10 protein-coding genes are annotated in these 12,099 nt (G+C 65.1%); 8 read left to right on the top strand and 2 right to left on the bottom strand.

Annotation, left to right across the window (positions count from 1 at the left end; genetic code table 11):
* Positions 1–91 precede the first annotated feature (91 nt).
* The gene (gene gndA / locus shn_RS10295; protein WP_064332528.1) at positions 92–1,522 is read left to right on the top strand and encodes an NADP-dependent phosphogluconate dehydrogenase; all 1,431 of its coding nucleotides are present in this window, start codon (positions 92–94) and stop codon (positions 1,520–1,522) included.
* A 246-nt stretch (positions 1,523–1,768) separates the two neighbouring features.
* On the opposite strand, the gene shn_RS10290 is transcribed toward gndA, so the two are convergent.
* The gene (locus shn_RS10290; protein WP_245337384.1) at positions 1,769–2,797 is read right to left on the bottom strand and encodes a LacI family transcriptional regulator; all 1,029 of its coding nucleotides are present in this window, start codon (positions 2,795–2,797) and stop codon (positions 1,769–1,771) included.
* A 436-nt stretch (positions 2,798–3,233) separates the two neighbouring features.
* On the opposite strand from shn_RS10290, the gene shn_RS10285 reads away from it, so the two are divergent.
* The 7 genes from shn_RS10285 to mgrA all read left to right on the top strand — a co-directional run bounded on the left by shn_RS10285 (position 3,234) and on the right by mgrA (position 10,745).
* Positions 3,234–4,469, top strand: a complete 1,236-nt coding sequence (locus shn_RS10285; RefSeq protein WP_064330317.1) for an ABC transporter substrate-binding protein — start codon at positions 3,234–3,236, stop codon at positions 4,467–4,469.
* A 140-nt stretch (positions 4,470–4,609) separates the two neighbouring features.
* Positions 4,610–5,512, top strand: coding sequence for a carbohydrate ABC transporter permease (locus shn_RS10280; RefSeq protein ID WP_064330316.1), 903 nt, complete (start codon positions 4,610–4,612; stop codon positions 5,510–5,512).
* On the top strand, positions 5,505–6,431 hold the full coding sequence (locus shn_RS10275) for a carbohydrate ABC transporter permease (protein WP_064330315.1): 927 nt from the start codon (positions 5,505–5,507) through the stop codon (positions 6,429–6,431). Before shn_RS10280 ends, shn_RS10275 begins: the two co-directional genes overlap by 8 nt.
* A gap of 3 nt (positions 6,432–6,434) precedes the next feature.
* Entirely contained in the window at positions 6,435–7,517 is a 1,083-nt protein-coding gene (locus shn_RS10270; RefSeq protein WP_064330314.1) for an ABC transporter ATP-binding protein, read from the top strand.
* A 63-nt stretch (positions 7,518–7,580) separates the two neighbouring features.
* Positions 7,581–8,342 (top strand): sugar phosphate isomerase/epimerase, encoded by a 762-nt coding sequence (locus shn_RS10265; RefSeq protein WP_064330313.1) that lies wholly within the window; start codon positions 7,581–7,583, stop codon positions 8,340–8,342.
* A gap of 12 nt (positions 8,343–8,354) precedes the next feature.
* Positions 8,355–9,488: a Gfo/Idh/MocA family protein gene (locus shn_RS10260; protein WP_064330312.1), complete on the top strand. Its 1,134-nt coding sequence runs from the start codon at positions 8,355–8,357 to the stop codon at positions 9,486–9,488.
* Between the two features lie 225 nt (positions 9,489–9,713).
* Positions 9,714–10,745, top strand: coding sequence for an L-glyceraldehyde 3-phosphate reductase (gene mgrA, locus shn_RS10255; protein ID WP_064330311.1), 1,032 nt, complete (start codon positions 9,714–9,716; stop codon positions 10,743–10,745).
* Between the two features lie 46 nt (positions 10,746–10,791).
* Here mgrA and zigA read toward each other — a convergent pair whose 3' ends face one another.
* Entirely contained in the window at positions 10,792–11,997 is a 1,206-nt protein-coding gene (gene zigA / locus shn_RS10250) for a zinc metallochaperone GTPase ZigA (protein WP_064330310.1), read from the bottom strand.
* Between the last annotated feature and the right edge of the window lie 102 nt (positions 11,998–12,099).

Below are 12,099 nucleotides of genomic sequence, written 5' to 3'. Positions count from 1 at the left end.
TGGAGCGGAGCTCCTCACTCTCTTTCTGCGCGGCGTTTCCGGCATGGGTCCGGAAGCATCCCACGCCGCGCCATCCTACGGAGGTATGAACGTGGCACAGGCGGAAATCGGTCTCATCGGTCTCGGCGTGATGGGGTCCAACCTTGCGCTCAACATTGCCGAAAAGGGCAACAAGATCGCGGTCTTCAATCGCACGGTGGCGCGCACGAAGGAGTTCTATGAAGAGGCCGGCGCGCTCCAGGGCCAGATCGTGCCCTGCGAGACGATCGAAGAGTTCGTCGCCGCCATCCGCCCGCCGCGGCCGATCATCATCATGATCCAGGCCGGCGCCGCGGTCGACCAGCAGATGGATCTGCTGCGCCCCTATCTCGAACAGAACGACATCATGATCGATGCCGGCAACGCGAATTTCCGCGACACGATGCGCCGCTTCGATGCGCTGAAGGACAGCGGCCTCACCTTCATCGGCATGGGCGTTTCCGGCGGTGAGGAGGGCGCACGTCACGGCCCCTCCATCATGGTCGGCGGCACGGAGGATTCGTGGACGCGCGTCGAGAAGGTGCTGACCTCGATCGCCGCCAAGTACAAGGACGAGCCCTGCGTCGCCTGGCTCGGTGAGAACGGCGCCGGCCATTTCGTCAAGACCATCCACAACGGCATCGAATATGCCGACATGCAGATGATCGCCGAGATCTACGGCATCCTGCGCGACGGCCTGAAGATGAGCGCCTCCGAGATCAGCGCCGTCTTCGGCGAATGGAACAAGGGGCGCCTTGAATCCTATCTCATCGAGATCACCGAGAAGGTGCTTGCCGCCAAGGACCCGATCAGCGGCAACCCGATCGTCGACATGATCCTCGACAAGGCCGGCCAGAAGGGCACGGGAAAATGGTCCGCCATCGAGGCGCAGAACATGGGCGTGCCGGCGACCGGCATCGAGGCCGCCGTCGCCGCCCGTTCGATCTCCTCGTTCAAGACGGAGCGCGAAGCCGCCGAAAAGATCCTCGGCCTGCCGGACGTGCCGGCACTTGAGGTCGCCGACAAGGCCGCCTTCGTCAAGGACCTCGAAAGCGCGCTGCTCGCCGGCAAGATCGGCGCCTATGCGCAAGGCTTTGCGGTGATGTCCGCCGCCTCGAAGGAATATGGCTGGAACCTGCCGATGCCGACCATCGCCAAGATCTGGCGCGCCGGCTGCATCATCCGCTCGCAGTTCCTCGACGAGATCACCAGCGCCTTCACCAAGGCGCCGGATGCGGCGAACCTCATCGTCACCCCGGCCTTTGCCGCCATGGTCAAGGAAACCGACGGGGCGCTGCGCCGCGTCGTCGCCGCTGCCGCGCTGCATGGCCTGCCGGTCCCGGCGCTCGCCTCGGCGCTTGGCTATTTCGACAGCTACCGCCGCGCCCGCGGCACGGCCAACGTCATCCAGGCCCAGCGCGACTTCTTCGGCGCCCACGGCTTCGACCGCGTCGACGGCGCCGACAGCCATCACGGCCCGTGGGGCTCCGGCCTCAACGGTTGACGCCAACAGACGGCCCGGTCCAAGACCGGGCCGTTTGCTTTCGATGTTATGGATCTGCCCCTCATCCCCCTGCCGGGACCTTCTCCCCGCAAGCGGGGAGAAGGGGGTGCCGAACCGTTTTCCTTCATTCTGCCGAAGGGAGGAAACCGGTTCGCCCAGCCTTCCTCGCCCCGCTTGCGGGGAGAGGATGCCGGCAGGCAGGTGAGGGGCGGGACTTGCCGCTGGCCGAAAGGCGGGAGCCCGGTCTCATCCTTCTGTCGGGATCGGATAGCTCAGCGTCTGCAATTCCGCGGCCGCCGTCCCCTCGATGCGGCCGATGACGGCCTTGGCGAGTTCCCGGCCGGCAAGGCGGATGTCCTCGCGCATGGTCACGACCTCCGGCCGCAGCCATTGCAGGAACATGTGCGGCTCCTTCGACACCATGTCGATGTCGTGGCCGAGCTTGCGGCCCTTCGCCTCCAGCGCGGCGATCAGCGCTACCGCGCCGCCGCCGCTGCCCGAGACGATGCCGTCCGGCCCGTCCGGCGCGCTGAACAGGGATTCGGCGGCCTTGCGGATGTCGACGAGATTGTTGTCGAGATTCACCTGGTTGAAGGGCAGGGCCATCGCGCCGAAATCGCGGATGCCCTTTTCGAACCCCGCCCGCATGTGCAGGTAGAAGGTGAGATAGGGCGGCGGCTGCAGCAGGATCAGCCGCTTGCGGCCGCGCTCCACCAGTTTGCGCACGGCCTCATAGGCAAAACGCTCGTTGTCGAAATCGTGGTAGGGATGGATGAGGCCCATTTCCGTGCGCCCGTGCGTGGCGAAGGGAAAGTTGCGCTCCATCATCAGCGCGACGCGCGGGTCCTTCGGTTCGGTGCGCGAGATGATCACGCCGTCGGCCGCCCCCGTCTCCAGCACGTAGCGCACCGGATCCAGCGCATTGCCCTGCGCCCGGTAGGGCGTCACCACGAGATGGTATTGCGTCGTGGCGAGGACTTCCGAAATGCCGATGACCATGGGGCTGGTCAGGCCCATGATCTCCTCTTCCAGGCTGAGGATCAGGCTGATGACGTTCGTCTTGCCGGTCCGAAGGCGCACGCCGGCGCGGTTCGGCTGGTAGCCGATCTGGCGCGCGACGAGGCGCACGCGCTCCTTCGTCTCCGCGCCGATATCAGGCGCATCCTTGAGCGCCCGCGAAACGGTGGTGATGCCGAGACCGGTCATGAAGGCGATCGTCTTCAGCGTCGGCCGCTCGCTCGGATGCGGAAGTGCCGCCGCCGGGCCCTCGCTCATCGTCTTGTCCATCCCCTGCCTGTCACCTCTGCGCCCCTTGGACCGGTTATACATTTTTTACCCTCGCCCGCCACTCCCTCACGATCGATCGCTTGAAGCTGTAACGATGCAGGCGTTTTGTCGAGTGAAAAGTGCATCGTCAGTCGCCCGGGAGGGCAATCAGGCCTGTATTGCGCCGCAAAGTCATAAATTATGCATCTGCGAAAAATGGCTTGGGTCGTGTTTTCTTTTCTCTGCTTATATTCAAGGAAATTCAAACCATTAACTCGCAATTTCACGACGGGTTTGATGGCGTGCCGCTCTTTTTGCGTCGCCCATTTTGCACCAAAGAACCGGCACATGGAGGAAAAACCGATTTTGTGCCTCGACCCCCGTTGCACGATGAAATCGATTGGGCTACGTTTTTACTGCAACGTTTCAGTGAGGGAGGAGACTCATGAAAATGCGCTTTATGGCTGCTGCGCTGGCAGCGACCGTGGTCCTGCCGTCCGCCGCCGCCTATGCGACCGACCTGGAGGTGACCCATTGGTGGACGTCCGGCGGGGAGGCCGCGGCGGTCGCCGAGTTCGCGAAGGCGTTCGACGCCACGGGCAACAAGTGGATCGACGGTGCGATCGCCGGCGCCGGCAGCACGGCCCGCCCGATCATGGTCAGCCGGCTGACCGGCGGAGACCCGATGGGCGCCACGCAATTCAACCATGGACGCCAGGCGGAGGAACTGGTCGAGGCCGGCCTGCTGCGTGATCTCACCGACGTGGCGACGCGCGAGAACTGGAAGGAGATCATCAAGCCGGCCAGCCTGCTCGACAGTTGCACGGTCGACGGCAAGATCTATTGCGCGCCGGTCAACATCCATTCCTGGCAATGGCTGTGGCTGTCGAACGCCGCGTTCGAAACGGCGGGCGTGCCCGTGCCGAAGAACTGGGACGAGTTCGTCGCCGCCGCGCCGGCGCTGGAGAAGGCCGGCATTGTGCCGCTCGCCGTCGGCGGGCAGGCCTGGCAGGCGGCCGGCGCCTTCGACGTGCTGATGGTGGCCATCGCCGGCAAGGACACGTTCAACAAGGTGTTCAAGGACAAGGATGCCGACGTCGCGGCGGGACCCGACATGGCCAGGGTCTTCAAGGCGGCCGAGGATGCGCGGCGCATGTCCAGGGGCACCAACGTGCAGGACTGGAACCAGGCGACCAACATGGTGATAACCGGCAAGGCCGGCGGCCAGATCATGGGCGACTGGGCGCAGGGCGAGTTCGCGCTCGCCGGCAAGGTCGCCGGCAAGGACTATACCTGCCTTCCGGGCCTCGGCGTGAACGAGGTCATATCGACGGGCGGCGACGCCTTCTATTTCCCGGTTCTGGCGGACGAGGAGAAATCCAAGGCGCAGGAGGTGCTGGCCTCCACGCTGCTCGCACCGGCCACCCAGGTCGCCTTCAACCTCAAGAAGGGTTCGCTGCCCGTGCGCGGCGACGTCGACCTCGCCGCGGCGAACGACTGCATGAAGAAGGGCCTCGACATCCTCGCCAAGGGCAACGTGATCGAGGGCACCGACCAACTGCTTTCGGCCGACAGCCAGAAGCAGAAGGAGGATCTCTTCTCCGAATTCTTCGCCAATCCCTCGATGACGCCGGAAGACGCGCAGAAGCGTTTCGCCGCCATCATCGCGTCGGCGGACTGATCAGGCGGGCAGTTCCAGCACGGCTGCGCGGCGGCCTTGCATGCGGAATTGCGGGAGAAGGCATCGGCCGGCGGTTCGCCGCCGGCCAGGCGGCGCCCCCTGGGCGCTGCCCCTGATCGAGACCAAGGAGGAAGTGACCCATGACGGGCCAGGCACACACCGGTCGTCCCCGTAGACTGCTGCGCAATCTCAGTTCCAAGATTGCCTCCATTCCGATGATGCTCACCGCCGTCGTCATCTTTCTCGGCGGCACGACCTGGACGGTCGTCTATTCGTTCACCAATTCGAAGCTGCTGCCGCGGGCGAATTTCGTCGGTCTCGACCAGTACGAACGCCTGTGGGACGCGCCGCGCTGGATCGTCTCGATCCAGAACCTGGCGATCTACGGCGCGCTGACGCTGGTCTTCAGCCTGGTGATGGGTTTCGTGCTGGCGGCGCTGATGGACCAGAAGATCCGTTTCGAAAACACCTTCCGCACGATCTTCCTCTATCCCTTCGCGCTCTCCTTCATCGTCACCGGCCTCGTCTGGCAGTGGATCCTCAACCCGGAGTTCGGCGTGCAGTCCGTCGTGCGCGCGCTCGGCTGGACGAGTTTCACCTTCGATCCGCTCTACAATGCCGACATCGTCATCTACGGCGTCCTGATCGCCGGCCTCTGGCAGGGCACCGGGCTCGTCATGTGCCTGCTGCTGGCGGGCCTGCGCGGCATCGACGAGGACATCTGGAAGGCCGCGCGCGTCGACGGCATCCCGATGTGGAAGACCTATCTCTTCATCATCATCCCGATGATGCGCCCCGTCTTCATCACCACGCTCGTCATCATCGCGAGCGGCATCGTCAAGGTCTACGACCTCGTGGTGGCGCAGACGAGCGGCGGGCCGGGCATCGCCTCCGAAGTGCCGGCGAAATATGTCTACGACTACATGTTCCAGGCGCAGAACCTCGGCCAGGGCTTTGCCGCCTCCACCATGATGCTCGTCACGGTCGCCATCATCATCGTCCCCTGGGCCTATCTCGAATTCGGAGGGCGCAAGCGTGTCTGACAGCGTTGCTCTCAAATCCGCCCCCGCCGCCGCGTCGAAAGCCGAACCCTGGGGCGCCAAACCCCGCCGCGCGCTTTCCGGCCGCAACATCATGCTCTACGGCACGCTTATCGTCGCGGCGCTCTATTACCTGCTGCCGCTCTACGTGATGATCGTCACCTCGCTGAAGGGCATGCCGGAAATCCGCCTCGGCAACATCTTCTCGCCGCCGCTGGAAATCACCTTCGAACCCTGGGCGAAGGCCTGGGCCAGCGCCTGCACGGGCCTCAACTGCGACGGCCTGTCGCGCGGCTTCTGGAACTCCGTGCGCATCACCGTGCCCTCGACGCTGATCTCCATCCTCGTCGCCTCGGTCAACGGCTATGCGCTGGCCAACTGGAAGTTCAGGGGCGCGGACATCTTCTTCACCATCCTCATCGTCGGGGCCTTCATCCCCTATCAGGTGATGATCTATCCGATCGTCATCGTGCTGCGCGAAATGGGCATCTACGGCACGCTGACCGGCCTCGTCATCGTGCACACCATCTTCGGCATGCCGATCCTGACACTGCTCTTCCGCAACTATTTCTCCGCCCTGCCGGAAGAACTGTTCAAGGCGGCGCGCATCGACGGGGCGGGCTTCTGGCAGATCTACCTGCGCATCATGCTGCCCATGTCGCTGCCGATCTTCGTCGTCGCGATGATCCTGCAGATCACCGGCATCTGGAACGACTTCCTCTTCGGCGTCGTCTTCACCCGTCCGGAGGTCTACCCGATGACCGTGCAGCTCAACAACATCGTCAACTCCGTCCAGGGGGTGAAGGAATACAACGTCAACATGGCCGCGACCCTGCTCACCGGCGCGGTTCCGCTCATCGTCTATTTCGTGTCGGGGCGCCTTTTCGTCCGCGGCATCGCCGCCGGCGCCGTGAAGGGGTAAGCCATGCAGAAGTCCGTATCGATCAAAGACCTTTCGCTCAGCTTCGGCGCGGTCAACGTCCTGGAAAACCTCAATCTCGACATCGGCGACGGCGAGTTCCTCGTCCTCCTCGGCTCGTCCGGCTGCGGGAAATCGACGCTGCTCAACTGCATCGCCGGCCTCTTGGAGCCGACGGGCGGGCAGATCTTCATCAAGAACAAGAACGTCACCTGGGAAGAGCCGAAGGACCGCGGCATCGGCATGGTGTTCCAGTCCTATGCGCTCTATCCGCAGATGACGGTGGAGAAGAACCTCTCCTTCGGTCTGCAGGTCGCCAAGATGCCGCGGCCGGAGATCGACAAGCGCATCGCCCGCGCCGCCGAGATCCTGCAGATCGGCCCGCTGCTCAAGCGCAAGCCCTCCGAGCTCTCCGGCGGCCAGCGCCAGCGCGTGGCGATCGGCCGGGCGCTGGTGCGCGACGTCGACGTCTTCCTCTTCGACGAGCCGCTGTCCAACCTCGATGCGAAGCTGCGCTCGGAACTGCGCGTGGAGATCAAGCGGCTGCACCAGTCGCTGAGGAACACGATGATCTACGTCACGCACGACCAGATCGAGGCGCTGACGCTTGCCGACCGCATCGCCATCATGAAAAGCGGCGTCATCCAGCAGCTCGCCGATCCGAACACGATCTACAACGCGCCGCGGAACATGTTCGTCGCCGGCTTCATCGGCTCCCCGTCGATGAATTTCCTGCGCGGTGAGATCGCAGGGCGGGACGGTCGCCCGGTCTTCGTCACCAATGGCGTGGAATTTGCGCTCGACGGCTACGACGCGTCCGAGGCGCTCCAGCCGGGGCGCAAGGTCGTGCTCGGCGTGCGGCCGGAACATGTCGCGGTCAACGCGGAGGGCGCCGAAACCCACCAGGCGACGGTCGATATCGAGGAACCGATGGGCGCCGACAACCTGCTCTGGCTCAAACATGCGGGCCACACCCTCTCCGTCCGCGTCGGCGGCGCGCGGCGCTTTGCGCCGGGGACAGTGGTGAAGCTCTCCTTCGACATGGGGCTCGCCTCGCTGTTCGATGCCGGGACGGAGGAGCGGATCTAGGGGTCGCACGGCTTCCCTCTCAGGCCTACCGATTTCCACTTTCAGCAAGACGAGGAGTTCTTGATGCAGACGGTCAGTTTCCAGCTTTACAGCGCCCGCAACTTCCAGCCTTTTTCGCAGGTCTTCCGCATCCTTGCCGAGGCCGGCTACAAGCAGGTGGAAGGCTACGGCGCCCTCTATGCCGAGCTCGACGATGCCGCGACCCTTGCGGTGAAGGCCGACCTCGACGCGAACGGCCTCACCATGCCCACCGCCCATTTCAGCCTCGACATGCTGGAGGCGGAGCCGGAGCGGGTGCTCGCCATCTGCCGTACGCTCGGCATTGCGGCGGTCTATTGCCCCTATCTCCTGCCGGAGGACCGCCCGACGGACGCCGCCGGCTGGCACGCCTTCGGCGCGCGTCTGCAGAAGGCCGGCGAACCGATCCGCAAGGCCGGCCTTACCTTCGGCTGGCACAATCACGACTTCGAGTTCTTCACGCTGCCCGACGGCACCGTGCCGCAGGACCATCTGTTCGCCGGCGGGCCGGACCTTGCCTGGGAGGCGGATATCGCCTGGATCATCCGCGGCGGCGCCGATCCCTTCGCCTGGATCCGGAAATACGGCGACCGCATCACCGCCGTGCATGTCAAGGACATCGCGCCGAAGGGCGAGAATGCGGAGGAGGACGGCTGGGCGGATGTCGGCCACGGCGTGGTGCCTTGGGGCGATCTCGCCAAGGCGCTCGCCGGCTCGCCCGTCAAACACTTCATCGTCGAGCACGACAATCCCAGGGACATCACCCGGCTCGCCACGCGCTCGATCGCGACCATCAAGGCATTCTGAGGACTGACCATCATGAGCAAGGAATACGGAGTCGGCATCATCGGCTGCGGCAACATATCGAGCGCCTATTTCAGGCTGATCCCGACCTTCAGGAACCTGAAGCTGGTCGCCTGCGCCGACATCAACCCCGCCGCGTCCAGGGCGCGGTCGGAGGAATTCGGCGTGGACGCGCAGGAGATCGACGCGCTGCTCGCCAATCCCGCCGTCGACGTCATCGTCAACCTGACGGTGCCGGAGGCGCACTATCCGGTCTCGAAAAGGGCGCTGGAGGCGGAAAAGCACGTCTATTCCGAAAAACCCTTTGTGCTGACGCTGGAACAGGGCGAGGACCTGCGCCGCATCGCCGATGCGCGGGGGCTGAAGGTTGGTTCGGCGCCGGATACCTATCTCGGCGGCGCGCACCAGTTCGTGCGCCATCTCATCGACAGCGGCAAGGTGGGGAAGATCATGTCCGGCACCGCGCATGTGCTGGGGCCGGGCATGGAGAGCTGGCATCCCAACCCGGACTTCTTCTTCGCGCCGGGCGGCGGGCCGATCCTCGACATGGGGCCGTATTACGTCAACAACCTCGTCAACCTCGTCGGGCCGGTGCGGCGCGTCGTGGCGCTCGCCAACCGGGCGCATGAGGAGCGCACCATCGGCAACGGCCCGCGCCTCGGCGAGAGGGTGCCGGTGGCCGTCGCGACGAACATCCACGCCATCCTCGACTTTGCCAGCGGCGCGCAGGTCGCGCTGATGGCGAGCTGGGATGTCTGGGCGCATCGCCACCAGAACATGGAGCTCTACGGCACTGCGGGCGCCGTCTTCGTGCCCGACCCGAATTTCTTCGGCGGCACCGTTGAGGTCGCCGGCACGGACCGCGAGCCGAAGGCGGTGGAGGTCTGGGACCATCCGCTGACGGCGCAGAACTATGAGTTCGACTGGGGCCTGCAGGCGAACTACCGCGGCATCGGCCTTGCCGACATGATGGAGGCGGTGACGACCGGCCGTGACTATCGCTGCTCGCTCGACCGCTCGCTGCACACGATCGACGTCCTGACCGCGATCCTGCGTTCGGCCGAGGAGGGCAGGGCGATCGACATCGTGACGACCTGTACGCAGCCCGCGGCGCTGGGCATCGAGGAGGCGCGGGCGCTTTTGCGATGATATCGCCTGCGGCCCGCCCCTTAACCGGCCTGCCGGCCCCCTTCTCCCCGCAAGCGGGGAGAAGGGGATATGCCGCACCGTTTTCCCCAAGCAATACCCGCTCGTGAGGCACGTCCCCTTTTCCCGCCTGCGGGGAGAGGGGTAGGGTGAGGGGCGAATGCCTCTTGTCGCGATGCGCGCGAGAGCGGTATTGAGACTTGCCCATAAAGAACGAAGGAATTTATCATGGCCTGGCAGCCTGCGGACAACCGTTACGACACGATGACCTACAACCGGCTGGGACGGTCCGGCCTGAAGCTGCCGGCGATCTCGCTCGGGCTGTGGCACAATTTCGGCGACGACACGCCGCATGACCGCAAGGTCGACATGTGCCGCACGGCCTTCGACCTCGGCATCACCCATTTCGACCTCGCCAACAATTACGGCCCGCCGCCCGGCACGGCCGAAACCGCCTTCGGCGAGATCCTGCGCACGGATTTCGCCCATCTGCGCGATGAGCTGATCATCTCCTCGAAGGCCGGCTACGACATGTGGCCGGGTCCCTATGGCGAGTGGGGCAGCCGCAAGTATCTGATCGCCTCCTGCGACCAGAGCCTGAAGCGCATGGGCCTCGACTATGTCGACATCTTCTATTCCCACCGCTTCGACCCGGAGACGCCGCTGGAGGAGACCTGCGGCGCGCTCGACCATATCGTGCGCTCCGGCCGCGCGCTCTATGTCGGCATCTCCTCCTACAATTCGCAGCGCACCCGCGAGGCGGCGGCGATCCTGAAGGACCTCGGCACGCCCTGCATCATCCACCAGCCGAGCTATTCCATGCTCAACCGCTGGATCGAGACGGACGGCCTCGTCGATACGCTGGACGAGCTCGGCATCGGCTCCATCGTCTTCTCGCCGCTGGCGCAGGGCATGCTGACGACGAAATATCTCGGCGGCATCCCGGGCGACAGCCGCGCGGCGCTGAACCACTTCCTCAAGAAGGATTTCATCCGTCCCGAGATCATCGACAACATCCGCAAGCTGAACGAGATCGCCGAGCGGCGCGGCCAGACGCTGGCGCAGATGGCGATCGCCTGGGTGCTGCGCGGCGGGCGCATCACCTCCGCGCTGATCGGCGCCAGCCGCTCCGCGCAGATCGTCGATTGCGTCAAGGCGCTGGAGAAGCCGGACTTTACCGCGGAGGAACTGGCGGCGATCGACACCTACAGCCAGGGCGCGGACATCAACCTCTGGAAAAAGTCCGCCGAACTCGACTGACGGGATCGCTCGCCCGGCGGCAAGGCCGGGCGGGCTCCTCATCCTCTCATCCCGCCTGGCGGACCCAGAGCGGGAAGGGATCCGGCAGGTTCGCCCAGCGCGCCGGCTCGAAAGTGTCCGCCTCGACGAGACAGGTATCGAGCCGGCGGCGGAGCGCGGCTTCATCCATCGGGTCCGCGCCGATGAAGACGAGCTCCTGCCGCCGGTCGCCCCAGACGGGGTCCGACGCGCGGACGATGGCCTCGACCGCCGCCGGGTCCTGCGGCCAATGCGGGCGCGGCACGGCGGCCCACCAGAGGCCGAGCCGGCCGCTGCGGACCAGCGCGCCTGCCTGGCTCAGTTCGCCGACATGCTGCGGCCGGGTGGCGAGCCAGAAGAAGCCCTTGGCGCGGATGACGCCGGGCCAGCTCTCGTTAAGGAAGGCCTTGAACCGGGTCGGATGGAACGGCTTCCTCGCGCGGTAGACGAAGGCGCGGATGCCGTATTCCTCGGTCTCCGGCACATGATCGCCGAAGCCGTGCAGTTCCTTGAACCAGAGCGGGTGCTCGCTCGCCTTCTCGAAATCGAAGCGGCCGGTGCCGAGGATGTCGGTGAGGTCGACGCGGCCGAAATCCGTTTCGATGATGCGGGCGGAACTGTTGAGGCTGCCGACGATCTGGCGCGCGGCGCGCAGGTCGGCGGGGCTGGCCGCGCCGGTCTTGTTGATGACGACGACATCGGAAAACTCGATCTGCTCGACGAGCAGCTCCACCAGCGTGCGCGTATCGCCTTCGCCGGCCGTCTCGCCGCGGTCGGCGAGAAAGTCCTCGGAAGCGTAGTCCTTCAGCAGGTTGGCGGCGTCGACGACGGTCACCATCGTGTCCAGCCGGGCGACATCCGAAAGGCTCCGGCCGTTCTCGTCGCGGAAATCGAAGGTGGTGGCGACGGGCAGCGGCTCGGAAATGCCGCTCGATTCGATCAGCAGGTAGTCGAAGCGGTTCATCTCCGCCAGCCGGCGGACCTCGGCGAGGAGGTCGTCGCGCAGCGTGCAGCAGATGCAGCCGTTCGTCATCTCGACGAGCTGTTCGTCGGTGCGCGAAAGGTCCGCCCCGCCATCGCGGATGAGGGCGGCGTCGATGTTGACCTCACTCATGTCGTTGACGATGACGGCGACGCGCAGGCCGCTGCGGTTGTTCAGCACATGATTGAGCAGCGTCGTCTTGCCGGCGCCGAGGAAGCCGGAGAGAACGGTGACGGGAAGGCGGTTGTCCATGATGTGATTGCCTTTAATGTTATACCATTACAACTGTGAGGCCGAAAAAGGCGGGATGCTCCCGCTTGGTTGCTCGTCGTCTCACTCCGGCCGGGGCAGGGC

The sequence above is a fragment of the Shinella sp. HZN7 genome (assembly GCF_001652565.1).
GTDB classification, from domain to species: Bacteria; Pseudomonadota; Alphaproteobacteria; order Rhizobiales; family Rhizobiaceae; genus Shinella; species Shinella granuli.
This window is presented reverse-complemented; position numbering and strand designations above follow the sequence as displayed.

Excerpts from the sequence above, each read along its gene's own strand:
- shn_RS10290 (WP_245337384.1), bottom strand. The coding sequence starts at position 2,797 with ATGAGCGAGGGCCCGGCGGCGGCACTTCCGCATCCGAGCGAGCGGCCG.
- shn_RS10285 (WP_064330317.1), top strand. The coding sequence starts at position 3,234 with ATGAAAATGCGCTTTATGGCTGCTGCGCTGGCAGCGACCGTGGTCCTG.
- shn_RS10280 (WP_064330316.1), top strand. The coding sequence starts at position 4,610 with ATGACGGGCCAGGCACACACCGGTCGTCCCCGTAGACTGCTGCGCAAT.
- shn_RS10270 (WP_064330314.1), top strand. The coding sequence starts at position 6,435 with ATGCAGAAGTCCGTATCGATCAAAGACCTTTCGCTCAGCTTCGGCGCG.
- shn_RS10265 (WP_064330313.1), top strand. The coding sequence starts at position 7,581 with ATGCAGACGGTCAGTTTCCAGCTTTACAGCGCCCGCAACTTCCAGCCT.
- shn_RS10260 (WP_064330312.1), top strand. The coding sequence starts at position 8,355 with ATGAGCAAGGAATACGGAGTCGGCATCATCGGCTGCGGCAACATATCG.
- mgrA (WP_064330311.1), top strand. The coding sequence starts at position 9,714 with ATGGCCTGGCAGCCTGCGGACAACCGTTACGACACGATGACCTACAAC.
- zigA (WP_064330310.1), bottom strand. The coding sequence starts at position 11,997 with ATGGACAACCGCCTTCCCGTCACCGTTCTCTCCGGCTTCCTCGGCGCC.